Raw genomic sequence first — 23,824 nt, 5'->3', positions numbered from 1 at the left:
GCCGGGGAGGGTGCGCCATGAGCCTCGCTTCCCAGCCTGCCAGCCTGCTGCTGATGTCGCCCGAGGATAACTGCCTGATTGCCAGGACAGCCCTGGCCTGCGGCGACGTCGTGGCCATCGATGGCCAGCCCGTCACCCTGGCGCAAAATATCCTGATCGGCCACAAGGTGGCGCGCCGCGCGCTGGCCGTGGGCGACAAGGTGCTGCGCTATGGCGCCCTGATCGGCAGCATCACGGCTCCCGTCGCCATCGGCGAGCATATCCACACGCACAACCTGGCAAGCGATTACATCCCCACGTTTACCCTGGGCCAGGACGGCCACCATTTCCTGGACAAGGACGACCAAGCATGAACGCTCCCGTAACGACACCGGCCCTGTCTGGCTACCTGCGCGCCGATGGCCGCAAGGGCATCCGCAATATCGTGGTGGTGGCCTATATGGTCGAATGCGCGCACCACGTGGCGCGCCTGATGGTCAACGCCTTTCCCGGCCAGCCCGTGCACCTGATCGGCTTTACGGGCTGCTTCCCGAATGAATACGCGGACCAGGTGATGCGCCGTTTGCTGACGCATCCGAACGTGGGCGCCGTGCTGCTGGTGTCGCTGGGCTGCGAAGGATTCAACAAATATGGCCTCTCCAGCGCCGTGGCCGACAGCGACCGCCCCGTCCACACGATCACCATCCAGGAAAACAGCGGCACGCGTCCCAGCGTGCGCAGCGGCACGGAATGGATAGGCTGGGCGTTGGAACACCTGGCGCAGCAGGAGCGCGTGCCGATGGGGATCGATGAACTGGTCGTTGCCACCATCTGCGGCGGTTCCGACAGTACCAGCGGCATCAGCGCCAACCCGGCCGTCGGTGTTGCCTTCGACACCCTGATCGCGGCCGGCAGCCCCTGCATCTTCGAAGAGACGGGCGAACTGGTGGGCTGCGAATACCACATGCAGCGGCGCGCCATCAGCCCGGACCTGGGCAATGCCATCGTCGACACCGTGGCGAAGGCCGCCCGCTACTACACCATCATGGGCCATGGCAGCTTCTCGCCGGGCAACGCCGACGGGGGCCTGACCACGCAGGAAGAAAAGTCGCTGGGCGCCTACGCCAAGAGCGGTTCCTCGCCAATCGTCGGCATTCTGAAACCGGGCGACCAGCCGGCCGGCGGCGGCCTGTACCTGCTCGACGTGGTGCCGGACGGCGAGCCGCGCTTCGGTTTTCCGAACGTGTCGGACAACGCGGAAATCGTCGAACTCATTTCCTGCGGCGCCCACATTACCTTGTTTACCACGGGCCGCGGCTCCGTGGTGGGCTCGGCGATTTCACCCGTCATCAAGGTGTGCGCCAATCCGCAAACCTTCGAGCGCCTGGCCGACGACATGGATATCAACGCCGGCAAGATACTCACGGGAGAAGCCACCCTGGAAGAAGTGGGCGCGGAGATCGTCGCCGCCGTGCTGAACGTGGCCAATGGAGAACTGAGCCGCTCGGAAGACCTGGGCCACCAGGAATTCGTGCTGACCTATAAACAATTCGACGCGGTGGGGCCAGGCTGCTTCCCGCTGCGCGCAGCATGAGGGCCGCCGCGATGGATGTCATGGATACCACGCGACGCCGTACCTTGCCGCGCGGCGGCCTCTCACTGCCCTGCATCGGCATGGGCTGCGCGCCGCTGGGCGGCCTGTACCAGCCGGTCAGCGACGCGCAGGCGCGCGCCACGCTCGATGGCGCCTGGGATGCCGGCGTGCGCTTCTTCGACACGGCGCCGTTCTATGGCTATACCCAGTCCGAACACCGGCTGGGCGCGGCGCTGCGCGAGCGGCCCCGCAGTGAATTTGTGATCAGCACCAAGGTGGGACGGCTGATGCGGCCCGACGCCTCCGTGCGCCCCGGCGACGACGGCTTTGCCGCGCCGCTGCCGTTCCGCCCCCGTTACGACTACACGTATGACGGCGTGCTGCGTTCGCACGAAGACAGCCTGCAGCGACTGGGGCTGGAGCGCATCGACATTCTGTTCGTGCACGATATCGGCAAGGTCACGCATGGCGAACACGATCAGCAATACTGGCGCCAGCTGACGGCCGGTGGCGGCTTTCGCGCGCTGGACCAGTTGCGCGCCAGCGGCCAGGTGAAAGCCGTGGGCCTGGGCGTCAACGAATGCGACGCCGTGCTGCGGGCGATGGCCGAATTCGATCTCGATTGCACCTTGCTGGCCGGCCGCTATACCTTGCTGGAGCAGGCCTCGCTGTCGCCGCTGCTGGACCTGTGCGTGGAACGCGGCAACGCCATCGTGATCGGCGGCCCGTTCAACTCGGGCGTGCTGGCCGGTAACGGCAAATTCAATTACGCCGATGCGCCGGCCGCGATACTCAAGCGCGTGGCGCGTCTGGACGCTGTCTGCCGTGACTTTGGCGTGCCCTTGCAGGCGGCGGCACTGCAGTTTCCGCTTGCCCATCCGGCCGTCGCTTCCTGCATCCCGGGCGGCCAGGACCTGGCGCAGCTTCGGCAAAACCTGGCCTGGTTCGCCACACCGCTGCCCGACGCCCTGTGGCTGGCACTGCGGGACGCGGACTTGCTCGATGCGCGCGCGCCGCTGCCTGCGGGAGTGGCCGCATGATGCGTATCGACGCCCATCAGCACTTCTGGCAGCTGGCCGCGCGTGCCGGCAGCTGGCCGCCGCCATCCCTGGCCGCCATCCACCGCGATTTTGCGCCCGCCGACCTGGCGCCCCTGCTGGCTGCACACGGCATCGCTGGAACCGTGTTGGTGCAGTCCCTGCCGTCCGAAGACGATACGCACTGGCTGCTGGCGCTCTCCGAAAAAAGCAGCTTTATCCGCGCCGTCGTGGGCTGGACGGAGCTGCTGGCGCCTGACGCGCCGGCCAATATCGCCCGCCTGGCGTCGCACGGCAAGCTCAAAGGCTTGCGCCCCATGCTGCAGGATATCGAAGACGATGCATGGATCGCCGATCCCGCGCTGGCGCCGGCTTTGAAGGCCATGCTGGAACACGGCTTGCGGCTGGACGCCCTGGTGTTGCCGCGCCACTTGCCCGCGCTGCTGCATTGCGCGCGCGACTATCCGCTGCTTCCCATCGTGATCGACCATGCGGCCAAGCCGCCGATTGCCGATGCCGCCTTCGGCAACTGGCGCGAAGACATGGCGCAGCTGGCCGCGCTGCCGAACGTGCATTGCAAGCTGTCCGGGCTGGTGACGGAAGCGGGGCCCGACTGGCATGTGGACGATTTGCAGCCGTATGTGCGGCACGTGCTGGACGTGTTCGGTCCCCGGCGCGTGATCTGGGGCAGCGACTGGCCCGTGGTGGACCTGGCCGGTGGCTATGCGGCGTGGTTGGCCGTCAGCGAAGCACTGCTGGCGCATCTGGGGCAGCAGGACAGAAACGATATTTTTGGCCTCAATGCACTGCGCTTTTACGACATCAACCAGGAAACGCCATGAAAAGAATGGGCATGGTCATCGGCATCGCGCCGGAGCGCATCGCCGAATACAAAACCCTGCACGCCGCCGTCTGGCCGCAGGTGCTGGCCAAACTGTCGGCAGCGCATGTCAGCAATTATTCGATCTTCCTGCGCCAGCCGGAAAACCTGCTGTTCGGCTATTGGGAATACCACGGCGAGGATTTTGAAGCCGACATGGCGGCCATCGCCGCCGACCCTGAAACGCAGCGTTGGTGGACCTTCTGCGCCCCATGCCAGCTGCCCCTGGCCACACGCGCCGAGGGCGAGCATTGGGCGATGATGGAGCAGGTTTTTTACCTTACTTAGTCAGCAAAAATCCGGGGTCAGACCCGCCGGGTCTGACCCCAGTACTTAAGGTGTTGGATTGAAAGTATAAAAATATGGAGATGAAATGACCGCCAGACTACAAGGAAAAATCGCCCTGCTCACCGCCGCAGGCCAGGGCATCGGCCGCGCCACGGCCGAAGCGTTCGTGCGCGAAGGCGCCACCGTGATCGCCACCGATATCAATCAGGCGCAGCTCGACGCGCTGAAGGAAGCGACGGGCTGCGCCATCCGCCTGCTCGACGTGACCGATGGCGCGGCGATCACCGCGCTGGCCGACGAGATCGGCCCCGTCGATGTCCTGTTCAACTGCGCCGGCTTCGTTGACGGCGGCACCATCCTCGAGTGCGACGACGCTGCCTGGGACCGTTCCTTCGACATCAACGCCCGCTCCATGTACCGGCTGATGCGCGCCGTCCTGCCCGGCATGCTGGCCAGGGGCGCCGGCTCCATCGTCAATATGTCGTCGGTGGCGTCCAGCGTGAAGGGCGCGCCGAACCGCTTTATCTACGGCACCTCGAAGGCGGCCGTGGTGGGCATGACCAAGTCGGTGGCTGCCGACTTCGTCACGCGCGGCATCCGCTGCAATGCGATCTGCCCCGGCACCATCGAGTCGCCCTCGCTGAAGGAACGCATTGCTGCGCAAGCCGAGGCCACTGGAGTCAGCGTGGAAACCGTGCAAGCCGCTTTCGTGGCTCGCCAGCCGATGGGCAGAGTGGGTAGGGCAGAGGAAATCGCCGCCCTGGCCGTCTATCTGGCCTCCGACGAATCCGCTTTTACCACCGGCATGGTGCACGTCATCGACGGCGGTTGGTCTAACTAAGGACACCCGACCAAACCTACTGCGCGTCGCGATATGCGGCCTGCGATGCTCACTGTACATTCGTACAGTTGCGCTTCTCGGCCACATCTCCCTTCCGCTCGCTACGGTTTTGTCGGGTGTCGTGAGGGCGCGGACCCGCTTGTTTCTGAATTTGTTTATTTTGTTTGATATTTACTTGAAAGTTTAATGATGAAACTGATGCGTTATGGCGCCAAGGGCGCTGAAAAACCTGCCTTGATCGATGCTGACGGCGCCGTGCGCGACCTCTCCGGCGTGCTGTCGGATATCACGGGCACGACCCTGGGCAAAGATGGCCTGGCGACCTTGGCTGCCCTCGATATCGCCAGCCTGCCGGTGGTGGACCATCCCGGCCGCATCGCGCCGCCGTGGAAGGGCGTGGGCAAGTTTTTGTGCGTGGGCCTGAACTATGCCGACCATGCGGCCGAGTCGGGCATGGCCGTGCCGGCTGAGCCGGTGCTGTTCATGAAGGCCACCAGCGCCATCATCGGCGCCAACGATGCCGTGGTGATGCCGCAGGACTCGAAGAAAAGCGACTGGGAAGTGGAGCTGGGCGTGGTGATCGGCACCACCGCGCGCTATGTGAGCGAGGCGGATGCGCTGTCGCACGTGGCCGGCTACTGCGTCGTCAATGACTTGTCCGAACGCGAATACCAGCTGGAGCGCGGCGGCCAGTGGGACAAGGGCAAGGGCTGCGACACCTTCGGCCCGATCGGCCCCTGGCTGGTGACCGCCGACGAAGTGGCGGACCCGCAAAACCTGGGCCTGTGGCTGGAAGTGAACGGCAAGCGCGTCCAGGACGGCAATACCCGGACCATGGTCTTCGGCGTGGCCAAGCTGGTCAGCTACATCAGCCGCTTCATGACCTTGTGCCCGGGCGACATCATCAGTACCGGCACGCCACCGGGCGTGGGCATGGGCCAGAAACCGTCGGCCGTGTACCTGAAGCCGGGCGACACCATGCGCCTGGGGATCGAAGGCCTGGGTGAGCAGAACCAGACCGTGCATGCCTGGAATCCGCAACTGATCGACGGTTAATGAAGTAGCAGACCGGCGTGCCGCCAAGGTGCTCAGACACCGGCGCGCCGGCCTATGGCAGTGGAGTGGAGGAGACACACCATGAATGAATCCGAAGAGATACTGGCGCTGAACAAGGTCAGCAAGCGCTTTCCCGGCGTGCTGGCGCTGGACAACGTCAGTTTCAGCCTGCGCAAGGGCGAGGCGCATGCGCTGTGCGGTGAAAACGGCGCCGGCAAGTCCACCCTGATGAAGGTGATGAGCGGCGTGTACCAGGCCGACGAGGGAGAACTGGTCTACAAGGGCAAGGTGTGCAGTTTTGCCTGCAGCGTGGATGCGGAGGCGGCCGGCATCGCCATCATCCACCAGGAATTGAATTTGATCCCGCACTTGAGTGTGGCGGAGAACATTTTCCTCGCGCGCGAACCGGTGCGCGGCATTTTCATCGACCGCAAAAAAATGCGCGCCGATGCGCAGGCGCTGCTGGACCGCTTGAAACTGCGCATCGACCCGCGCCAGCTGGTCAAGAACCTGTCCTGTGCGCAGCAGCAGATGGTGGAAATCGCCAAGGCCCTCTCGCTCAATACGGAAGTGCTGATCATGGACGAGCCCACCTCGTCGCTGACGGAAAGCGAGACGGGCCAGCTGTTCGACATCATCAATGAACTCAAGCGCAATGGCGTGAGCGTGGTCTACATCTCGCACCGGCTGGAAGAGATGCAGCACATCATCGACAGGGTGACGGTGCTGCGCGACGGGAAATTTGTCTGCACCGACGATTTTGCCAGCACCACCCTGGACGCCATCGTGGCAAAGATGGTGGGCCGCACCCTCGATGAAAAATTTCCCGACCGCGTCTCGACGCCAACCGCTGACGTGCTGCTGCGTGTGACCGATTTGCACCGCAAGGACGTGTTCGGCCCGCTGAGCTTTGATTTGCGGCGCGGCGAGATCCTCGGCTTTTCCGGCCTGATGGGCGCAGGGCGCACGGAAGTGGCGCGCGCCATCTTCGGCGCCGATCCGCTCACCAGCGGCGCGATCCACCTGGGCGACATGGAAGTAGCGATCGCCAGCCCCATCGACGCCATCGGACACGGCATCGCCTACCTGTCGGAAGACCGCAAGAGCCACGGCCTGGCGATCCGCATGTCGGTGGCGGCCAACCTGACCTTGACCAATGTATCGGGGCTGGCGAACCGTTTCGGCTTCATCGATTTCGCCAGGGAAGAGGCGGTGGCGCAGCAGTACATCGCGGCGCTGGGCATCAAGACGCCGACGTCGAAACAGATCGCGCGCAACCTCTCAGGCGGTAACCAACAAAAGATCGTCATCAGCAAATGGCTGTACCGCGAATCGAAAATCATCTTCTTCGACGAACCCACGCGCGGCATCGACGTGGGGGCCAAGTTCGCCATCTACCAGCTGCTCGACAAGCTCGCGTCGGAAGGCATCGGCGTGGTGCTCATCACGTCTGAACTGCTCGAGATCATGGGCATGACGGACCGGGTGGCCGTGTTCCATGAAGGGCGCATCAGCGGCATCGTCAATACGCGCGAATCGTCGCAGGAAGAGATCATGCAGCTGGCGTCGGGGCGCGTAGCCAGCCCCGCCCTTGGCCAGGCAGCAGTCCGTTAAAAACAGAAAGCTTAAAAAAATGAATAAAGAACTGATACAAAAATTCGCCGCGCTGGGCAGCCTGTCGCTGTTGCTGCTGGTGTTTTCCCTGACCAGCAACGCCTTTTTCTCCGTCAGCAACGGCATGAGCGTTGCCTTGCAAGTCACGTCGATCGCCTACCTGGGCATTGCCGCCACCTGCGTCATCATCACGGGCGGCATCGACCTGAGTTCCGGCTCCGTGCTGGCGCTGGCCGGCGTGGCCGCCGCGCTGCTGGTCAAGAGCGGCGTGCCCGTGCCGGTCGCCATGCTGGGCGGCGTCGTGGTGGGCGCCATGTGCGGCGCCGTCAACGGCTTTTGCATCACGCAATTGAAACTGCCGCCCTTCATCGCCACGCTCGGCATGATGCTGATCGCGCGCGGCCTGGCGCTGCAGGTGACGGGCGCGCGCGCCATTTCCGGCCTGGGCGATTCGTTTGGCGAACTCGGCAATGGCGTGCTGTGGCGCATCGAACGCGACACGGGCGGCACCTTCCCCGAAGTCGTCTTCCCTGGCATACCGTATCCGGTGGTGCTGATGGTGGTGATCGCCGTGGCCGTCTCCATCATGCTCAGCCGCACCACCTTTGGGCGGCATATCTATGCCGTCGGTTCGAATGCGGAAGCGGCGCGCCTGTCGGGCGTGAAGGTGGGCCGCGTGACCCTGCTGGTGTACACCTTGTCCGGCGCCTTGTCTGGCCTGACGGGCTGCGTGCTGATGTCGCGCCTGGTGACGGCGCAGCCGAACGAGGGCGTGATGTACGAACTCGATGCGATCGCCAGCGCCGTGATCGGCGGCGCCTCGCTGATCGGCGGCATCGGCACCATTTCCGGCACCGTCATCGGTTCCTTCGTCATCGGCATCCTGCGCAACGGCTTGAACATGAACGGGGTATCGAGCTTTATCCAGCAAATCATTATCGGACTGGTCATCTTGCTGACCGTCTGGATCGATCAGAAGCGCAACCGCGCCTGAAGCAGTAGCTGAAAGTAGTCACACCCATAAATCTATAATTACATGAGGACGACAATGAAAACCTTCAAAGCCTTCAACACCATCTTGCTTGGTCTGTTGACCGCAGCATTTTCCCTGAGCGCCAGCGCCGCCCCGGGCGAGATCGCCGTGATCGTCAAGACGACCAATTCCAATTACTGGCAAAACGTCAAGAAGGGCGCCACGGCCAGCGCGGCAGACGCCAAGGGCTACAGCCTGACCTTCCAGGGACCCGCTTCGGAATCGGCCATCGCCGACCAGGTCAGCATGGTGGAAAACGCCGTCACGCGCAAAGTGGCCGGCATCGTGCTGGCCGCGTCGGACCCGGACGCGCTGGTGCCGGCCTTGAAGAAGGCGTGGGAAGCGAAGATTCCCGTGGTGCTGATCGATTCGCTGGTGGCCGACAGCGGCAAGCGCTACTACCAGTCTTTCCTGTCGACCGACAATGAAGCGGCCGGCGAGCAAAGTGCCAAGGCCCTCATTTCGCAGGTCGGCAAGACGGGCAAGATTGCCGTGATGTCGTACGTGGCCGGCGCCGGTTCCGAGACGGGCAGGGTGGGCGGCTTCAAGCGCTATATCGAAAAGAACTCGCGGCTGCAGATCGTCGGCACGTATTACTCGCAGTCGCAAATGGCCACGGCGCTGAACCAGACGACCGACGTGCTGGCGTCGAACCCTGACCTGAAGGGCATCTTCGGCGCGAACGAGCCGACGGCCGTGGGCATGGGCCGCGCCATCGCGCAGGCGGGCAAGGCCGGCAAGGTGATCGCCGTGGGCTTCGACGGCAATGAAGACCTGAAAAACTTCGTCAAGGACGGCACCCTGTATGCGACCGCCGTGCAGGGTTCCTACTCGATGGGCGCGCTGGGCGTGAAAACCCTCGTCAGCCTGATCGAGGGCAAGAAGGTCGCGCCGTTCGTCAACACGGGCGTGGTGATCGTCACCAAGGCCAATGTCGACCTGCCGGAAGCGAAGAACGTTTTATATTGAGGGTCAGACTATCGTCAGGCGCTGCTTCAATTCCTTGAGCAGCGTGCCGGTCTTGGCGGTGAGCTGGCGCGCCAGCGGCCACGCCAGGGAGAGCGGCAAGCCTGGCGTGGCGCAGGCTGGCAGTACTTCGACGATGGCGCCACTGGCCAGGTGCTCCTGCACCAGCCAGGTCGCCTGCTGCGCGATGCCCAGGCCCGCCAGCACGGCGGCCGTTTGCGCCTCGGCGTCACCTACCGTCAGACGTGGATGGATCGCGCGCCGTTCCACCCCGTCCTCGCCAGCAAACAGCCACGGCGCCGCCGTGCCGTCGCCCCGGCCATAGGCGATGCAGTCGTGGCCATCGAGCTCGGCGATGGTGGCCGGCATGCCGCGCTGCGCCAGGTAGGCGGGCGCCGCGCAAAAGATCAGGCGCTCTTCGCCCAACGGCATCTGCCCCAGCGTCTGCGGCCAGCTGCCCGGCGCGCCGATGCGCACGGCGATATCGATGCGCTCTTCGAACAGGTCGGCAAAGCGGTCGCTGAAGGTGATCGTCGGCTGCAGCTGCGGATATTTTTCGCACAGATCAATCAGCGCCGGCATCACGCGCATGCGGCCATACGAAGCGGGCACGCCGATGCGCACCTTGCCTGCCAGTTCGCCTTCCTGCTCGGCCAGCACGTTTTCCGCATCGACCAGTTCCTGCAGCACGCGCTTGCAGGTGGCGTAATAGGCCTGCCCCGCGCTGCTCAACTGCAGACGCCGGGTGCTGCGCTCGAACAGGATCACGCCCAGGCGGGCTTCCAGCCGTGCCACGCTCTTGCTCACGGCCGAGCTGCTCAAGTGCAGTCGTGCGGCCGCCTTGGTGAAACTGCCGGCGTCGGCGGTGGCAAGAAAAGGCGCGATGCCTTTCAAGTGTTCGGACATGATTGAGGAATATTTTTCATGAATAATGTGAAATACTATCGCGGATAAGAATTTCTGTCCGTTATATCATGTTTTTTTACACAGGCATTAGAGTTCCCATGAACAAGCACGCATTGATTATCGGCGCCAGCGGCGTTATCGGCAGCAGCCTGGCCACGCATTTGCTGGCGCAGGGCTGGCAGGTGACGGGCGTCTCGCGTGGCCGCACGCCCGTGCCAGCCGGTTGCGTATCGCTGCAACTGGATGCCACGGATGGTGCGGCAGTAAGCGCCGCCCTGACGGGCCTGGACGCCAGCCACGTCTTCTTCACGGCTTGGGCGCGCCAGGCAAACGAGCAGGAAAATATCCGCGTCAATGGCGCCATGGTCGCCAATGTGCTGGCTGCGCTGGGACCGAACGGCCACTTGCGCCATGCGGCGCTGGTAACGGGCCTCAAGCATTACCTGGGGCCGTTTGACGCTTATGGCAAGGGCAACGTTCCAGTCACGCCGTTCCGCGAAGAGCAGGGCCGGCAAGCGGTCGAGAATTTTTACTATGCACAGGAAGACCGCTTGTTCGAAGCGGCCGCCCAGTATGGTTTTACGTGGAGCGTGCACCGTCCGCACACCATCATCGGCTACGCGCTGGGCAATGCCATGAACATGGGCCTGACGCTGGCCGTGTATGCCAGCCTGTGCAAGGCCTGCGGCCAGCCCTTCGTCTTTCCCGGTTCGCCCGCGCAATGGCACGGCTTGTCCGACATGACGGACGCGGGCCAGATCGCGCGCCACCTGGCGTGGGCGGTGGACAGCCCCGCCGCGCGCAACGAGGATTTTAATATCGTCAATGGCGACGTATTCCGCTGGAAGTGGCTGTGGCCGCGCCTGGCCGCCTATTTTGGCGTCGAGGCGGCGGACTTGCCGGAGACGATGGCGCCGCTGGCTGATCGCATGCAGGACGCCCCCGCGCAGTGGCGCGCCCTCGCGCAGCAGCATGGCCTGGTGGAAGCGGACATCGGCCGTCTCGCCTCCTGGTGGCATACGGATGCCGACCTGGGGCGGCCGATGGAAGTGATGACGGACATGGGCAAGAGCCGCAAGGCGGGTTTTCTTGATTACCAGGATACGCAAGATGCCTTCATCGCCCTGTTCGAGCGCCTGAAGGCGGAGCGCGTCATTCCGCGCTGACCTGCTCCGCTGCGGCCGGTGGCGGGGCTGCCGCTGCCGCCGCATTGCTCTTGTGCTGCTGTGCCCGCTGCCACTCCAGGCCCGGGCGGTCGACGCGGAATTGCAGCAGCCGCCCCTGCACCACTTCCGTCACATACGCCGTGCGGCCATCGGGGCCGCCGAAGGTGATGTTGCTGGGCTTGGCGCCGGGTACGCTGATTTCGCGCAGGATGCGCCCCTGTGGCGACAGTTTCACCACGCTGCCCTTGCCATAGCGCGTCACGTACAGATTGCCGTCGACATCGACCCGCATGCCGTCCATGCCGAAATCGTCGAACTTGATCAGCAATCGCTTGCCGCTCAGGCTGCCATCCGCGGCGATGTCATATATCCAGATATTGCGCTGCACGCTTTCATTCACATACAAAATCTTGCCGTCGGGACTGACCTCGATGCCGTTGGCCGTGCCCATGGTGTCCAGCGCCAGGGTCACCGTGCCGTCGGCCGCGATGCGCCATACGCGGCCCGTGTTTTCCTTCCAGTTCGGGTCGCTCGCATACAGCACGTCGTCCTGCGTGATGGCGATATCGTTCGGCTGCGTCATGCGCGGCTCGCGCGCGTGGATGGTGAGCGCGCGCGTGGCCGGATCGACCAGGTAAATCGTGTGTTCCATGTAGTCGGCCAGGTACATCTGCCCACGGCTGCCGAAGCGGATGCCATTGGCGATGCTGGTGCCAGGCAGGGTCAGGTACACCTCGCCACTGCCGCCGGGGCTGACCTTGCCGATGGTTTGCTGGCGCGCAAAGTTGACGGCATAGATATTGCCATCCGCATCCACGGCCGGGCCTTCGATGCCCTTGGTGAAGGAATGCGCGGGCGTAAGGGTGGTGGCGAGGAACAGCGTCTCGTGCGCGGGCGGGCTGGCGCAGGCGGACAGGTTGGCCAGCGCGGCGGCCAGCACGGCGGTGCGCAAGCAGGGCAGGGCGGTTCGGAAATGGGGCAAGGTGGAGGATTGATGCATGGAGCGATCTCTGTATGGCAAAGGTGGCGTATGTTACCCGAGGCGCGCGAGCCGGGGCGCCAGTGTAGGTCTTACCCCAGGCCGCCGCCCTAGGCTGCCACCACGACCAGGTCGGGGAAGTCATCCTGCCAGCCAGGCCATGCATCTTGCAAATGGGCGTGCATGCCGGTGCACTCTTGCGCCAGATCAAACTCGTCGGCGCTGGCCAGCAGAAAATGGGCAATGGCGCGCAGGGTGGCCGGGTCAGCCTGGATGGTTATGTCGGAGCAGGGCAGGGGGCGCTCCGACGGCGCGTCTTGCAGATAGCAATGCAGGGAAAGGTGCGTGGTCATGACGTTTATTGGTTAGCTTCAATTGTCGATGTGAGAGCCCAGCATGGCGTGCGCCAGCAGGTCGGCACGGGCGGCGGTCTGTTCTTCGCCGCTTAAAAACCAGTGTGTCTTGCCGTCGTGCGCATCGCAGCGGCCATGGGTTTGCATCGCTGTGCGCAATGCCTGTAGTCGTGCCGGTGGCAGCGCTTCGAGCCTGGACTGGCTGAAAGTATTGATGGGATACACGTCGCGTATGTGCTCATATTGCAGGCCCTTGCGCTTTATTGCGTCCCAGTTATTGCCGGGGTCGCCGCTGCCAAAGGTCATCGGATGGGCCGCATCGAGTTGCCGATAGCCGCGTGCGTAGCCGGTGCCATAGCCCAGGGTTTCGCTGTAGCCGTACACATAATCGCAATGATCGAGCAAGCCGGGTATGCTTGCCGCAGCGTCGAACAGTTGTTGCAACGGAAGCTTGCTGGCGCGCATCGCCAGCAGCAGTGTAACGCTCGGCTGATAGATGGCCAGCGCGTCGCAGTTCGTGGTCTCGTCGGCCTCGTCGGGCGGCACGATGCGCGGTGAAAATAACTCGATGCCGTCGGCATCGGGGGCGTTCAGGGTCTTGTCGTAGTTTTTCTGCGAGAACTTGACGACCTTGCCGCTCTTGCTGCCGTAGCGCTCGACGGGTTCGCCTATCTGCGCGAACCAGGCAAACAGCTGCGCGCTGGCCGCGGCGGGAATGAAGGGGCTATCTTTGGTGAATTCGCCGACGAGGAAATGGTATTGGTCCATATGGCATGCGTGGGGAGGGTATCGAGGGGCATATTTTTACACGGGATGCCAAACGCTGCCAATGCGTGCGTGCGGGTCCCGTCAGTCGGCCTGATGCGTATGTATTTGATTTAAATGAAATTCGTGGCGCATTGCGGTTACACTAAGTCTGACTATACTGCAATAACGGCTGTGGTTTTTGTTCACGGCGGCGCTGGCAATCCCATGGAGGCCTCATGTCTTATGCGAATCCCACCACCCACAACGGGTTCCTGATCTCGGCCTACGCCTGCGAACTGCCCGAGGGATGCTGGCAGGGACAGTTGGTGCTGAGCAAGTGCGGCTTTGCAGATGTCCGGCAAGCCAATCTGGAAAATCGCCGCACGCAGCACGAGGCGGAGCAATCGGCCCTGGCCATGGGGTGGCAGCTCGCCAATTACGTGCTACCCCTGCGCACTGTTGACGATAAGTAATCTAATGCTTTCATTTGCTAAGGGAAATAGGGTATCGTGTTCAGATAAAGTAATACACCGTATGCAGCAATAGAGCTGGCGTGCGCGGCGATGTCTGAGTGAACGCCGCGGCACGAAGAGTTGTCCTTGAGGCCGGCCCCCACAGGCCGTACACCGTCACCATGCAATACACAGCACTCTCGCCCGATCCTGAGGATGCGCCCGCCCAGCAGTTAACCTCCGAGCACAATCTGCATGCCTTGCATAGCCGCGAAGTCATGCTGCTGCGCGAGACGATCAACCAACTGTTGGTCATGGCCAAGATGCAGGTGCAGGAAAAGGATAAATCCGACGCCTTTGGCCTGCTGATCATGCAGTTGCGCGAAGCCAATCAAAATCTGGTGCTGGCGACGTTTGGCGCGCAGGATATGCAAGCGTCCGCCGAAGCGACGGCTCTGCGCCAGACAGAATTCCTGGCCATGCTCGCGCATGAGTTGCGCAATCCCTTGCAGCCGTTGGCGATGGCCAATGACTTGTTGGCCAAGAAGGTCGAGCTTGATCCCCAACTGGTGGATGTGCATGGCGTGATCGGCCGCCAGGTGGCGCACATGGCGCGCCTGATCGACGACTTGCTCGACGCTTCGCGCGTCAGCAGCGGGAAGATCACCTTGCAGCTGGCGCCCATCCTGCTGAGCGACATCCTCGCCAGTGCCATGGAAGTTGGCCAGGCCAGCATCAGCCAACGCCAGCAAGTGCTGAGCGTGAGCGTGCCGGACGAACCCCTGGTCATCGAAGGGGACTTGGTACGCCTGACGCAGGTGTTAGCCAACTTGCTCATCAATGCAAGCAAATTCACGCACGAGTTCGGCCATATCGACATCGTCGTCAGGCGCCACGATAATTTGGCGGAAATTACGGTCACCGACGATGGCGCCGGTATCGCCCTCGATATCCAGCCCTTCATCTTCGACCTGTTTACTCAGGGCTTCCGTTCGCTGGAACGGGCGCAGGGCGGCCTGGGCATCGGTCTGTCGCTGGTGCGCATCATTACCCAGCTGCATGGGGGGACGGTGGATGTGTTCAGCGCCGGGGTCGGCTTTGGCAGCCAGTTTGTCTTGCAGTTGCCCCTGTCGTCGCTGGCGCCACCATCTCAGGACTTGCCTGTGGAACATGCGGCGCATGCAGCATCACGCCGCATATTGCTGATCGAGGATAATGCCGATGCGGCGGAAATGCTGGCGCTGCTGCTGACGCAGGATGGCCATCATGTCGATGTGCGCAATGATGGCCCCAGCGGCTTGCGCGCCGCGCTCGATGCGCCCTATGATGTGATCGTGTGCGATATAGGCTTGCCGGGCATGGATGGCTTTCAGGTCGTCAGTTCGGCCCGTGCGGCCCTGGTGGCGCCGCTGCCGTGTTTTGTCGCTACGTCGGGATACAGCCAGCTTGGCGAGTTCGACCGCGCCGGCGAGGCAGGGTTTGACCATTACCTGGTAAAACCCATCAATATCGACGCTTTGTCGAAAATAATCACGGCAAAGGCTCCGCGCTGATGGGCGAAAGAGCCCTGATGCTTTTTTTAAACATGGTCCATGCACCGAAAACCGCAGAGAAAAGATCCGATTATGGCCACAGTCCATGAACAGCGGCAGCGCAGAATAGAGTACGCGCTGTTACGCGACCCAGGTGCGGTGGTAAACGTCAGTATTCGCCTTTGGGAGCAACTGGCCACTGAGTTGAATCAGATCATTGGTGAGCGGGGTGTGGAGTCGATGTATGCCCGCAGCCTGCACCAGATTCAGAAACAGTTCAGCTGGCTGACGCCTCATCCACCGCAAGCGCTGGCAGCTGCCATGACCGCCTTGCGCGCCAGCTTGCAGGCACAGGCAGACGCAGTCGCCTGCGCGGCAAGCACAGCGATGTTGATGCACTTCATCAATACCCTTATTTTATTAATTGGCGAACTCTTAACGAATAGCATCCTCCTCAAAGCCTGGGGTGATGACGTTGTGAATAATGCTATAACGGAGCCGAACGAATGAACAAAGTCACCATCCACCGCCTGGCCACTGGCGTGCCGGGGTTGGACAAACTGCTGGGAGGCGGAATACCTGAATTTTCCTTCAACCTGGTGGCGGGCACTCCCGGCAGCGGCAAGACGACGCTGGCGCACCAGATCATGTTTTCCCTCGCCACGCCGGAGCGCAAGGCGCTGTTTTTCACGGTCCTGGGCGAGCCACCGCTGAAGATGCTGCGTTATCAGCAGCAGTTTCCCTTCTTCGACGTGGAAAAGATCAACCAGTCGATCAAGTTCGTCAATCTGTCGGCCGACTTGCTGGAAGGTGATTTCGACCGCGTGCTGGCGCGCATTGCCGAAGAGGTGGAGGCGTTTTCGCCCAGTCTCGTCTTTGTCGATTCCTTCCGCTCCGTGGTGCAGTCGGCCAAGGCCATGGACACGGGGGCGGCCGGCTTGCAGAATTTCGTGCAGCAACTGGGCGCGCAAATGACCAGCTGGCTGGCCACGACCTTCCTGATCGGCGAGTACCTGGCCCCCGAGGCTGAGTCCAGCGCCGTGTTCACGGTCGCCGATGGCATCCTGTGGCTGTCGCAGCTTGTGCACCGCGACGCCATGGTGCGCAAGATCCAGGTGGTCAAGATGCGCGGCCAGTCACAAAGTCTGGGCGTGCACACCTTCCGCATCAATGATGATGGCGTGGAAATCTTTTCCCGCGCCGTGCTGAAGACCAGTGGCATGCAAGAGCTTAGTATTTCCGGCAATGAGCGCCTGTCGCTGGGCGTACCGGAGCTCGACCAGATGATGGGGGGCGGCTTGCCGGCCGGCTATTCGCTGCTGCTGGTCGGGCCGTCCGGTTCCGGCAAGACCGTGCTGGCCACGCAATTTCTCACGGAAGGCGTGCGCTGCGGCGAGCCCGGCGTGATCGCCGCCTTCGAGAAAAGCCCGAACCAGCTGCTCAGCCATCAATTGAATGCCCTCGTCAGTTCCGGCCAGATCGGCGTGATCAACACGCGCACCCTGGATTTGTCGCTGGATGAAATCCTGCATGACCTGGTGAGCATGATCACGCGCATGAAGGCCAAGCGCGTGGTCATCGATTCGCTGTCCGGTTTTGAAATGGCGCTGGCCTCCATGTTCCGCGAGGATTTCCGCGAATCGCTGTACCGCCTGGTGGCGGCCTTGACGGAGATGGGCGTGTCGGTGCTGATGACGGCCGAGCTGGAAGACCAGTATTCCGTGCTGCGCTTCAGTTCCTACGGCAACGCCTTCCTGGCCGACGCCATCGTCATGCAGCGCTACGTCGAGCTCGAAGGCCAGTTCAAGCGCGTGGTGTCGGTGGTGAAGGTGCGCGGCAGTGGCCACAGCAAGGATATCCGTTTCTATGATATCGACGGGGGGGGCTTGAAGATCGGCGCCGCCCTCAGCCAGTACCAGGGCATCCTGTCGGGCGACCCCTACCGGGTCTAGGTGATGAGGCGTATGATGAAAGTGCGGCCATGCCGACCGTGATGGCTGTACGCACAGGGGACGGATGATGCGTCTTCTATGTTTCCGAGCTGATCAAGAGGAGATATGATGGATAAACCCGAATTCATCCTGGCCGTGAAAGCCATGGAAACGCTGGAGATGTATCAGACCTTCTATGGCCATGCGCAGGAATACCAGGCGCATCAGCAGGAAATATTGAAACTGCTGCGCCACAAGGGCGCCTCGCTGCTGGTGTCGGAACATGGTCCGGCGAAGTTTTTATTGGCGTTTGCCGATGCGCTGGAAGCGGCCAGCTTGCCGGGCGAGTATGTGCCGCTCAACCGCAGGTAGGGCGCGCCTGTCCCGGTAGATGTGTCGGCAGCAGATGTCGTCTTCTACCGGGTTCCGTCCCTAGCCGTCGTTCGCGTTCTCGTTCAGCGCTACCCTGGGCAGACACACGGTAAATACCGTGCCGCATTCCAGGCTCGATTCGGCGCCGATGGTGCCGCCGTGCGCGCAGGCGATTTCACGCGCGATAAACAGACCCAAGCCGATGCTGGTGGCATTCGGTGCTTTGTGTTCGTCGGAAACGGCCAGCTGTACCAGGGGATCGAATATGGTCTTCAGCGAGGACTCCGGGATCTGGCGGCCGAAATTCTTGACCTGCACCACTGCCGTATCGGCATCGCCGCAGGCCGTGATGGTCACCGGCTGGTCGTCGGTGCGATATTGCGCAGCATTGTTGAGCAAATTGGAAAACAGCTGGGCCAGGCGGGCCGCATCGAAGTCGCCGATCATCTCGCCCGTGGTACTCAGTTCGAACTTGCATTTCGGGTGAGCGGCCGAAGCGTCCTCGACGGCCGTCCTGCAGATTTCCCCCAGGTCGCCCAAGATGGGCGAAACGGGCATGTGTCCCCCCAGCTGCGTCCTGGCAAATTCCAGCAGATCGTTCACCATGGTGGTCATGGTGGCTGCGCTGCGGGCAACCCGTGCACCGATCTCTACCGTGGAAGAGGAGTTCGCGCTCGGCCTGCTCAGCAGCGCACCTGCCATTGTCATCGTGCTCAGCGGGCTGCGCAGATCGTGGCTGAGGATGGCGAGAAAGGTATTGCGGGTGCGTTCGCTCTGCTGCGAATAGCGTATGGCCGATTCCTGCAACGCCTTGTCTATCGCTTCATTAAAGCGCAGGATGTCTTCTGTCGCCGTTTTTGACGCCACTGACACCTGTGCCATCCACAGTCGCAGAACGCTGGCCCGCATGGCGCGAAATTCCGCCGTCAGTTGCGGTAGCGTGAAGCCAATTTGCTGGCGCAGGGAGCCATGCGTGGCGGCGGCGGTTTCCTTGCCCGCTATCTCGGATACGCCCGTGGTCGATTTCTTTTTTCGCTGCGCCGCGTTCTCGATGACGTCCATGTCGCGCACGATGGTTTCCAGCATCTGCTTTGCATGATCGCGTAATTCTGCTTTCGAGATGGCTGCTCCCGGAATGGGTAGCGAGCTGGCGAAGAGTTCCCACTCCTCCAGGATCCGCTCCAGATGGTCGGTAATAAAGCGCGATAGTTTCACGGTGGACCAATGCGTTGATGGAAGAGGAGCCAGTGTACGCCGTTAAGGCGAGGGATGCGGGCGATGCACGTGCGCATGTCGTTGCAAGGGCTGTTGCTGGAACGTATGTGGGAGCTGGAATGGCGGTATTGTAAATGATGGGAGGCTGGAAGCACCTTCCTTGACGCCCTGGCGGCGAAGGCATGTCACCCAGCAAGTGTGGTAATTTTTTTATATCTTGCATGTGATAATGTGTGAGCATGTTGGTGCAGATTTGGTGCACACTTTGCCGGATATCTATTCGGGAGTGTATCCATGATCAGGTCACGCAGCTTGCCGCCACGCTTGTTGGGAGCAGGTTTCCGTGGCTTTTCCCTACTGCCGCTGGCTATTTCATTTGTCGTGCTGGTGTGCCTGTCGCTCCTGGCGATACAGCTATGGATGACCTTGCGCGCACGGGAAGTGCAGCTGAATGAAGCGGCCCGTGAAAGCGCCAACCTGGCGCAATCTGTTGCGCAGCATGCCTATGACACCATCAAGGAGGCCGATACGGTGCTGGTCGGACTGGTGGAGCGGGTGGAGACAGACGGCGTGTCCGATCTTGAACTGGCCCGTATCCATAAATTGCTGGTCACCCGTGTCGCCGAGCTGCCCCAGTTGCACGGCATCTTCATCTATGCCCAAGATGGCAGCTGGCTGGTGAACTCCCAGCAAGCGCTGTTGAGCAATCTGAATAATTCTGATCGAGATTATTTTAACTACCATCGAACGCATGAGGATCGGGGGCCATATGTCGGCCCTCCCGTGCGCAGCAAATCGACGGGGCAATGGATTGTCACAGTGTCGCGGCGGATCAATATGCCTGATGGAAGTTTCGGTGGCGTGGCGCTGGCGACCCTGAATATGAATTATTTCAGGCTGTTTTATGAACGTTTTTCGATAGGAAAAAAAGGCGCCATCTTCATTGCGAATGGAGTGGGTATTCTTTTATTGAGAAGGCCATTCGATGAGAGTTTGCTGGGGCGTGACATTTCACAATACCCGGTGTTTCATGATTATTTGCCCAAAAGTCCCGTTGGCACCGCCGTGATCAAGTCGGGCGTCGATGGCGTGATGCGTATCAATAGCTACCGAAAAATCGAGGAATACCCGCTGGTGGTCTCTGCCGCATTGTCAGAGGATGAAGTACTCGCCGAGTGGCGTCTCGACATGATTTTGCATAACGCGGTGGGTGGCGTATTAGTACTGCTGATTGCCTTCATCGGATACCGCGGAGTGCGGCAAATCGATTTGCGGGTCAAGAGCGAGGCGGGACTGATCGAGGCGCGCAATGAGCTGGAAATGATCAATGAGACCCTGGCCCGCCTTGCCAACCAGGATGGATTGACGGGGCTGGCGAACCGGCGCCACTTCGACCAGTCGCTGCTTGCCGAGTTCAGCCGTGCGCAGCGTGAAGACAGCGCACTCGGGCTGGTCTTGATCGATGTCGATTTCTTTAAACAATACAACGATATCTACGGCCATGTGGCCGGCGACGAGTGCCTGAGAAAAATCGGCAAAGTGGTCGGCTACAGCATGCGCAGGCCGGGCGACCTTGCGGCGCGCTACGGTGGCGAAGAATTGGTCATTTTATTGCCCGGAACGGATCTGCCGGGCGCCTTGGCGGTGGCGGAAGGCGTGCGTCAGGCTGTGCAATCACTGGGCGTCGAGCATCGGGGCAATCCCCTTTGCGTGGTGACAGTCAGTGTCGGCGTGGCGGCTTTCATGCCAACGCACCTGGGAAACCATGCGGTCGAGCTGGTTGAACTCGCTGATAAGGCACTGTACAAGGCCAAGGCATCCGGGAGAAATCAGGTCTGTTATGAATCTTCTTGCGAGCCTGCCGAGCAGGCAGCAACTGCGTTTGCGTTTCGATAGCACTTTTTGAAGGCGAGCACGTGCTGGTGTCAGTCTTGCGCTGTGTCCTGGGCGGCCCGTGTGCCGGCTTTGTCCATGTACAATCGGCAACATACGGATCGACGTATCCGCCCCTTCATTGCGGAGTACGCTTGAGCGTGACACAAACATTCCAAACCTGGCTGCTGGCCTGGCGGGAAGCCTTCACGTGCGTCGGCCTGGGACTGCGCGATGCGCGTCATGCGGGGCTGTGGTGGCGCTCCGCGCTGTGGTGCATGGCGGTCGTGGCCCTGTGGCTGGGACTGTATGGCTGCTTTGGCCGTTTCTTTGTCGAGCTGAGCGCCATGCTGGCGCTGGTGTCGGTCACCGGTTTGCTGGGCCTGGGCGTGATAGATGGCGTCGGGACACTGGCCAACGGGCCGGCCACCCTCTCACAGATGGGCAATATCGCCGGCGGCCTGGGCAGCGCCGCCAAGGCCCTGCTGTCGATCGGCCAGATTGCCCTGGCGCTGCTGGCGCTGGCAGCTTTTTTCTATGTGCTGGTCTTTATCGTCGGCGCCATCGGTACGGCGCGCTTGCCGCTGCGCTGCTTGTTGCTGGAGCGCGCCAAGGCCGTGGCGGCGCGCCGCTATGTTTCGTGGCAAGCACCGGCCGGCCTGGAGCTGTCCGCCGCGCCCCCCGCCTGGCGGCGGCGCCTGTTGCTGCTGCTGTCTCTGCTGATCCCCGTGTGGGCCATGTGCGTGCTGATCTCGTACTTGCTGGCTTGGAATATCCAGATGATCTACGGCGCGGCGGCCGAAGAGGTGCTCGGCGCGGAACAGCAAGCGGCGTTGCGCCGCGAACAGCGCCCGGCGATTTTTGCCCTGGGGCTGCTGTTGTGCTTGCTGATGCTCGTACCTGTTCTCAATTTATTGTTGCCAGCCTTGCTGTGCACCAGCGTTTGCCATTTGCAACGCCGCGGCTGGCGCGCAACGGACACATCAATCAAAGTGGAGTGAACAAGGAGTGAACATGAGTGAACACGCAAGACGCGCTACCCTGGAGCGCGCGATTGAAATCGCTGCCACCACCCATGCCGGCCAGACGGACAAGGGCGGCGCGCCGTACATACTGCACCCCTTGCGCGTCATGTTGCGTGTCGCCCCCGGCGCCCAGCAGATTGTCGCCGTGCTGCATGATGTGGTGGAAGACAGCGACGGCAAAGTAACCTTCGACGACCTGGCGCGCGAAGGATTTTCCCAGGAAGTCCTCGACGGCGTGCGCGCCGTGACCAAGATTGAAGGCGAGTCGTACGATGATTTCATTGCCCGCGCAGCGTTGAACCCCGTCGGCAAGGCTGTCAAGCTGGCTGATCTGGCTGAGAATAGCGATTTGTCGAGGATAGCGGCGCCGACGCAGAAGGATCTGGAGCGGGTGGAGAAGTATCGGCGGGCTATTAAACGATTAATATCGCAGCAATGATTCTTGAATGCTGAGATCGTGTCTGAGTGGAAGACATGATCCCGGCACCTGCAAACAATATTGCCGCGGAGCTACCCCTGTCGTTCGCCGGGATATTTCTTACTGCGCCTCTGCCCAATTTGCATAAACCGGCGTTGGGACCGCCGCCTTGTTTTTTGATGCCCATAGCGGTACATAGTGCACGCGGGCTCAGGCGTCACGCTATTGGAAGTTGGCAGACCATGACTACCATTCCAATTGCAACTTTGTCTGTTTGGAAGGGGATTTCACCGCGTTCTTGAAAACCCTGTTTCGCGTAGAAGTGGCGAGCACTTAAGTTGGTTTTGAGCACATCTAACCATATCAAGCTCTCCCTGCGCTCCAGCGCCAGATCTTGAATATAGCTCAAGAGCTGCTTTCCATAACCGCGTCCAGCCTCGGATTTGAGGAAGTATATCTTCTGCAGTTCTAGGCCCACCTCGCCGCTGATAGGCGCCGGCTTCGACAAGTTGACCTTGGCGAAGCCGACGACTTTTCCACTTTCGTTGGAAGCGACAAGCCAGACTTGCTTCAATGAATTGAGCGAGTTTTCAAGCGTGCCTGGAGAAAAATCTTGATCCAGGAAATCCGATATTCCAGCAGCGGACCAAATATCCGAAAAATGCTCACGGTAGGTCTGGCAGCCGATTTCCTGTAGAGCGCGCAGGTCTGTGATTTCAGCCTCACGGATATTAATCATATTCTTTCGATTTAGTCAGAAACGGGAGATGCAATGATATTGTAAATTGCATCATTGCGTTGGGGAGCTGTTGCCAAGAATCATGTCGTGAACGGATTTCATCCTGCTTCCTAGCGAGCGGCAGGTCTGTCATTCATACACCGCCTGAGCGGCTGAGTTTGTCGTGAGGAAAAACCGGCTGCGGCGCAAAACCTAGCCAGAGGAATCGGAGAGGGTTGCGCTTGCAAGCGCAACCCGGTTTTGCGGCGCCGAGCTGCGCTCGCCGAAGGCCCCGCAAAACCCCCGCGCCCGTACTGGGCGCAGATTCGACGCCCGCGCTCTGCATGCATGGAATAAATAAAAAGGGCCTCCCCGCCAAAACGGGGAAGCCCTTTTATTTATTCAGTGGTGGAGACGGCGGGAATCGAACCCGCGTCCGCAAGCACTCTACAGACAGTTCTACATACTTAGCACTATCATTTAATTTAACTCAGCCAGCACGGATGTGCACGTTATGGGCAAGCGAGTTACCTATTATTTAGTCGGACGCTAAGTAACCCAGCATACGACGAGTCCCTGTAAATGACTCTAGAGCTTTTGACGGCCCACCCCAGGGACGAGGTGTTCTAGAGCTAACAGCGATTAAGCTGCCAGTGCGTACGAGTTATCGTTTGCAGTTAAGTTTTTTCAGGTTGTATTTACGAGGTAGCCCGCCCTCGGTATGCCCTGCGCTGCTTTGCAACCCACGTCGAAACCAGGTCGTCCCCACAGAACCTTCATTGTAGCGCAATCCGCCCACTCTTGCATGATGCATTCGCGGTAAGGAACGAGGCATCTTCGAATCGCTTGA

Annotated in this window: 25 protein-coding genes and 1 other RNA gene; 19 read left to right on the top strand and 7 right to left on the bottom strand. The window is 61.3% G+C overall.

Annotation, left to right across the window (positions count from 1 at the left end; translation table 11 throughout):
• Window positions 1–17 precede the first annotated feature (17 nt).
• The 10 genes from ACQ4WY_RS20610 (at window position 18) to ACQ4WY_RS20565 (ending at window position 9,291) form a co-directional block, all read left to right on the top strand.
• Window positions 18–353 (top strand): UxaA family hydrolase, encoded by a 336-nt coding sequence (locus tag ACQ4WY_RS20610; protein WP_436505645.1) that lies wholly within the window; start codon window positions 18–20, stop codon window positions 351–353.
• Window positions 350–1,573: a UxaA family hydrolase gene (locus ACQ4WY_RS20605; RefSeq protein WP_436505643.1), complete on the top strand. Its 1,224-nt coding sequence runs from the start codon at window positions 350–352 to the stop codon at window positions 1,571–1,573. Before ACQ4WY_RS20610 ends, ACQ4WY_RS20605 begins: the two co-directional genes overlap by 4 nt.
• A gap of 20 nt (window positions 1,574–1,593) precedes the next feature.
• Complete coding sequence (locus ACQ4WY_RS20600) at window positions 1,594–2,613, top strand: aldo/keto reductase (protein WP_436505642.1); 1,020 nt, start codon at window positions 1,594–1,596, stop codon at window positions 2,611–2,613.
• The gene (locus tag ACQ4WY_RS20595; protein WP_436505641.1) at window positions 2,610–3,452 is read left to right on the top strand and encodes an amidohydrolase family protein; all 843 of its coding nucleotides are present in this window, start codon (window positions 2,610–2,612) and stop codon (window positions 3,450–3,452) included. The genes ACQ4WY_RS20600 and ACQ4WY_RS20595 overlap by 4 nt, the downstream gene beginning before the upstream one ends.
• On the top strand, window positions 3,449–3,778 hold the full coding sequence (locus tag ACQ4WY_RS20590) for an L-rhamnose mutarotase (RefSeq protein ID WP_436505640.1): 330 nt from the start codon (window positions 3,449–3,451) through the stop codon (window positions 3,776–3,778). The genes ACQ4WY_RS20595 and ACQ4WY_RS20590 overlap by 4 nt, the downstream gene beginning before the upstream one ends.
• 85 nt (window positions 3,779–3,863) lie before the next feature.
• Window positions 3,864–4,619 carry an SDR family oxidoreductase gene (locus ACQ4WY_RS20585; RefSeq protein ID WP_436505639.1) on the top strand — a complete coding sequence of 252 codons (756 nt, stop codon included), beginning with the start codon at window positions 3,864–3,866 and terminating at the stop codon, window positions 4,617–4,619.
• A gap of 189 nt (window positions 4,620–4,808) precedes the next feature.
• Window positions 4,809–5,675: a fumarylacetoacetate hydrolase family protein gene (locus tag ACQ4WY_RS20580; RefSeq protein ID WP_436505812.1), complete on the top strand. Its 867-nt coding sequence runs from the start codon at window positions 4,809–4,811 to the stop codon at window positions 5,673–5,675.
• Between the two features lie 81 nt (window positions 5,676–5,756).
• Window positions 5,757–7,289 (top strand): sugar ABC transporter ATP-binding protein, encoded by a 1,533-nt coding sequence (locus ACQ4WY_RS20575; RefSeq protein WP_436505638.1) that lies wholly within the window; start codon window positions 5,757–5,759, stop codon window positions 7,287–7,289.
• A gap of 19 nt (window positions 7,290–7,308) precedes the next feature.
• On the top strand, window positions 7,309–8,283 hold the full coding sequence (locus ACQ4WY_RS20570) for an ABC transporter permease (protein WP_070257549.1): 975 nt from the start codon (window positions 7,309–7,311) through the stop codon (window positions 8,281–8,283).
• A 54-nt stretch (window positions 8,284–8,337) separates the two neighbouring features.
• Window positions 8,338–9,291, top strand: coding sequence for an ABC transporter substrate-binding protein (locus tag ACQ4WY_RS20565; RefSeq protein ID WP_436505637.1), 954 nt, complete (start codon window positions 8,338–8,340; stop codon window positions 9,289–9,291).
• A 3-nt stretch (window positions 9,292–9,294) separates the two neighbouring features.
• On the opposite strand, the gene ACQ4WY_RS20560 is transcribed toward ACQ4WY_RS20565, so the two are convergent.
• Complete coding sequence (locus tag ACQ4WY_RS20560; RefSeq protein ID WP_436505635.1) at window positions 9,295–10,194, bottom strand: LysR family transcriptional regulator; 900 nt, start codon at window positions 10,192–10,194, stop codon at window positions 9,295–9,297.
• A 98-nt stretch (window positions 10,195–10,292) separates the two neighbouring features.
• Between ACQ4WY_RS20560 and ACQ4WY_RS20555 the strand changes: the two genes are divergently transcribed.
• Window positions 10,293–11,360, top strand: a complete 1,068-nt coding sequence (locus ACQ4WY_RS20555) for an SDR family oxidoreductase (protein ID WP_436505633.1) — start codon at window positions 10,293–10,295, stop codon at window positions 11,358–11,360.
• Here ACQ4WY_RS20555 and ACQ4WY_RS20550 read toward each other — a convergent pair.
• From ACQ4WY_RS20550 to ACQ4WY_RS20540, 3 genes are all read right to left on the bottom strand, one after another.
• Window positions 11,347–12,360, bottom strand: a complete 1,014-nt coding sequence (locus tag ACQ4WY_RS20550; RefSeq protein ID WP_436505632.1) for an SMP-30/gluconolactonase/LRE family protein — start codon at window positions 12,358–12,360, stop codon at window positions 11,347–11,349. The genes ACQ4WY_RS20555 and ACQ4WY_RS20550 overlap by 14 nt on opposite strands.
• Window positions 12,361–12,449: 89 nt before the next feature.
• Window positions 12,450–12,692 (bottom strand): Imm32 family immunity protein, encoded by a 243-nt coding sequence (locus ACQ4WY_RS20545; protein WP_436505631.1) that lies wholly within the window; start codon window positions 12,690–12,692, stop codon window positions 12,450–12,452.
• A gap of 18 nt (window positions 12,693–12,710) precedes the next feature.
• On the bottom strand, window positions 12,711–13,460 hold the full coding sequence (locus tag ACQ4WY_RS20540; RefSeq protein ID WP_436505630.1) for a hypothetical protein: 750 nt from the start codon (window positions 13,458–13,460) through the stop codon (window positions 12,711–12,713).
• Between the two features lie 215 nt (window positions 13,461–13,675).
• On the opposite strand from ACQ4WY_RS20540, the gene ACQ4WY_RS20535 reads away from it, so the two are divergent.
• From ACQ4WY_RS20535 to ACQ4WY_RS20515, 5 genes are all read left to right on the top strand, one after another.
• Window positions 13,676–13,912, top strand: a complete 237-nt coding sequence (locus tag ACQ4WY_RS20535) for a hypothetical protein (protein ID WP_353658516.1) — start codon at window positions 13,676–13,678, stop codon at window positions 13,910–13,912.
• Window positions 13,913–14,073: 161 nt separating this feature from the next.
• The gene (locus ACQ4WY_RS20530) at window positions 14,074–15,444 is read left to right on the top strand and encodes a hybrid sensor histidine kinase/response regulator (protein ID WP_436505629.1); all 1,371 of its coding nucleotides are present in this window, start codon (window positions 14,074–14,076) and stop codon (window positions 15,442–15,444) included.
• 72 nt (window positions 15,445–15,516) lie between these two features.
• Window positions 15,517–15,933 carry a hypothetical protein gene (locus ACQ4WY_RS20525; RefSeq protein WP_436505628.1) on the top strand — a complete coding sequence of 139 codons (417 nt, stop codon included), beginning with the start codon at window positions 15,517–15,519 and terminating at the stop codon, window positions 15,931–15,933.
• The gene (locus ACQ4WY_RS20520) at window positions 15,930–17,375 is read left to right on the top strand and encodes an ATPase domain-containing protein (RefSeq protein WP_436505626.1); all 1,446 of its coding nucleotides are present in this window, start codon (window positions 15,930–15,932) and stop codon (window positions 17,373–17,375) included. The genes ACQ4WY_RS20525 and ACQ4WY_RS20520 overlap by 4 nt, the downstream gene beginning before the upstream one ends.
• 108 nt (window positions 17,376–17,483) lie before the next feature.
• Window positions 17,484–17,726 carry a hypothetical protein gene (locus tag ACQ4WY_RS20515; RefSeq protein ID WP_353658512.1) on the top strand — a complete coding sequence of 81 codons (243 nt, stop codon included), beginning with the start codon at window positions 17,484–17,486 and terminating at the stop codon, window positions 17,724–17,726.
• 60 nt (window positions 17,727–17,786) lie between these two features.
• Here the strand turns inward: ACQ4WY_RS20515 and ACQ4WY_RS20510 are convergent, their stop codons facing one another.
• Window positions 17,787–18,941: an ATP-binding protein gene (locus ACQ4WY_RS20510; protein WP_436505625.1), complete on the bottom strand. Its 1,155-nt coding sequence runs from the start codon at window positions 18,939–18,941 to the stop codon at window positions 17,787–17,789.
• Window positions 18,942–19,235: 294 nt separating this feature from the next.
• Between ACQ4WY_RS20510 and ACQ4WY_RS20505 the strand changes: the two genes are divergently transcribed.
• The 3 genes from ACQ4WY_RS20505 (at window position 19,236) to ACQ4WY_RS20495 (ending at window position 22,277) form a co-directional block, all read left to right on the top strand.
• A complete protein-coding gene (locus tag ACQ4WY_RS20505) occupies window positions 19,236–20,837 on the top strand; it encodes a sensor domain-containing diguanylate cyclase (protein WP_436505624.1) in 1,602 nt (533 codons plus the stop codon).
• A gap of 137 nt (window positions 20,838–20,974) precedes the next feature.
• Window positions 20,975–21,814, top strand: coding sequence for a hypothetical protein (locus ACQ4WY_RS20500; RefSeq protein ID WP_436505622.1), 840 nt, complete (start codon window positions 20,975–20,977; stop codon window positions 21,812–21,814).
• Between the two features lie 13 nt (window positions 21,815–21,827).
• Window positions 21,828–22,277 carry a GTP pyrophosphokinase gene (locus ACQ4WY_RS20495; protein ID WP_436505621.1) on the top strand — a complete coding sequence of 150 codons (450 nt, stop codon included), beginning with the start codon at window positions 21,828–21,830 and terminating at the stop codon, window positions 22,275–22,277.
• 196 nt (window positions 22,278–22,473) lie between these two features.
• Here ACQ4WY_RS20495 and ACQ4WY_RS20490 read toward each other — a convergent pair whose 3' ends face one another.
• Together ACQ4WY_RS20490 and ssrA are read right to left on the bottom strand one after the other, a co-directional pair.
• A complete protein-coding gene (locus tag ACQ4WY_RS20490) occupies window positions 22,474–22,995 on the bottom strand; it encodes a GNAT family N-acetyltransferase (RefSeq protein ID WP_436505620.1) in 522 nt (173 codons plus the stop codon).
• A 385-nt stretch (window positions 22,996–23,380) separates the two neighbouring features.
• Window positions 23,381–23,741: a transfer-messenger RNA gene (ssrA, locus tag ACQ4WY_RS20485) on the bottom strand.
• Window positions 23,742–23,824: the final 83 nt, after the last annotated feature.

It is taken from the genome of Janthinobacterium salmonicoloratum (genome assembly GCF_051380845.1).
Lineage (GTDB): Bacteria > Pseudomonadota > Gammaproteobacteria > Burkholderiales > Burkholderiaceae_D > Janthinobacterium > Janthinobacterium lividum_F.
Note: the sequence above shows the minus strand (reverse complement) of the source record. Positions and strands in the feature narration are given on the sequence as shown.

What these genes read in the sequence shown, in the direction of transcription:
- ACQ4WY_RS20540 (WP_436505630.1), bottom strand. Translation starts at nt 13,460, where the DNA reads ATGGACCAATACCATTTCCTCGTCGGCGAATTCACCAAAGATAGCCCC.
- ACQ4WY_RS20605 (WP_436505643.1), top strand. Translation starts at nt 350, where the DNA reads ATGAACGCTCCCGTAACGACACCGGCCCTGTCTGGCTACCTGCGCGCC.
- ACQ4WY_RS20565 (WP_436505637.1), top strand. Translation starts at nt 8,338, where the DNA reads ATGAAAACCTTCAAAGCCTTCAACACCATCTTGCTTGGTCTGTTGACC.
- ACQ4WY_RS20515 (WP_353658512.1), top strand. Translation starts at nt 17,484, where the DNA reads ATGGATAAACCCGAATTCATCCTGGCCGTGAAAGCCATGGAAACGCTG.
- ACQ4WY_RS20495 (WP_436505621.1), top strand. Translation starts at nt 21,828, where the DNA reads ATGAGTGAACACGCAAGACGCGCTACCCTGGAGCGCGCGATTGAAATC.
- ACQ4WY_RS20580 (WP_436505812.1), top strand. Translation starts at nt 4,809, where the DNA reads ATGAAACTGATGCGTTATGGCGCCAAGGGCGCTGAAAAACCTGCCTTG.
- ACQ4WY_RS20555 (WP_436505633.1), top strand. Translation starts at nt 10,293, where the DNA reads ATGAACAAGCACGCATTGATTATCGGCGCCAGCGGCGTTATCGGCAGC.
- ACQ4WY_RS20610 (WP_436505645.1), top strand. Translation starts at nt 18, where the DNA reads ATGAGCCTCGCTTCCCAGCCTGCCAGCCTGCTGCTGATGTCGCCCGAG.
- ACQ4WY_RS20560 (WP_436505635.1), bottom strand. Translation starts at nt 10,194, where the DNA reads ATGTCCGAACACTTGAAAGGCATCGCGCCTTTTCTTGCCACCGCCGAC.
- ACQ4WY_RS20490 (WP_436505620.1), bottom strand. Translation starts at nt 22,995, where the DNA reads ATGATTAATATCCGTGAGGCTGAAATCACAGACCTGCGCGCTCTACAG.
- ACQ4WY_RS20520 (WP_436505626.1), top strand. Translation starts at nt 15,930, where the DNA reads ATGAACAAAGTCACCATCCACCGCCTGGCCACTGGCGTGCCGGGGTTG.
- ACQ4WY_RS20600 (WP_436505642.1), top strand. Translation starts at nt 1,594, where the DNA reads ATGGATACCACGCGACGCCGTACCTTGCCGCGCGGCGGCCTCTCACTG.
- ACQ4WY_RS20595 (WP_436505641.1), top strand. Translation starts at nt 2,610, where the DNA reads ATGATGCGTATCGACGCCCATCAGCACTTCTGGCAGCTGGCCGCGCGT.
- ACQ4WY_RS20585 (WP_436505639.1), top strand. Translation starts at nt 3,864, where the DNA reads ATGACCGCCAGACTACAAGGAAAAATCGCCCTGCTCACCGCCGCAGGC.
- ACQ4WY_RS20535 (WP_353658516.1), top strand. Translation starts at nt 13,676, where the DNA reads ATGTCTTATGCGAATCCCACCACCCACAACGGGTTCCTGATCTCGGCC.
- ACQ4WY_RS20590 (WP_436505640.1), top strand. Translation starts at nt 3,449, where the DNA reads ATGAAAAGAATGGGCATGGTCATCGGCATCGCGCCGGAGCGCATCGCC.
- ACQ4WY_RS20550 (WP_436505632.1), bottom strand. Translation starts at nt 12,360, where the DNA reads ATGCATCAATCCTCCACCTTGCCCCATTTCCGAACCGCCCTGCCCTGC.
- ACQ4WY_RS20525 (WP_436505628.1), top strand. Translation starts at nt 15,517, where the DNA reads ATGGCCACAGTCCATGAACAGCGGCAGCGCAGAATAGAGTACGCGCTG.
- ACQ4WY_RS20545 (WP_436505631.1), bottom strand. Translation starts at nt 12,692, where the DNA reads ATGACCACGCACCTTTCCCTGCATTGCTATCTGCAAGACGCGCCGTCG.
- ACQ4WY_RS20570 (WP_070257549.1), top strand. Translation starts at nt 7,309, where the DNA reads ATGAATAAAGAACTGATACAAAAATTCGCCGCGCTGGGCAGCCTGTCG.
- ACQ4WY_RS20505 (WP_436505624.1), top strand. Translation starts at nt 19,236, where the DNA reads ATGATCAGGTCACGCAGCTTGCCGCCACGCTTGTTGGGAGCAGGTTTC.
- ACQ4WY_RS20575 (WP_436505638.1), top strand. Translation starts at nt 5,757, where the DNA reads ATGAATGAATCCGAAGAGATACTGGCGCTGAACAAGGTCAGCAAGCGC.
- ACQ4WY_RS20530 (WP_436505629.1), top strand. Translation starts at nt 14,074, where the DNA reads ATGCAATACACAGCACTCTCGCCCGATCCTGAGGATGCGCCCGCCCAG.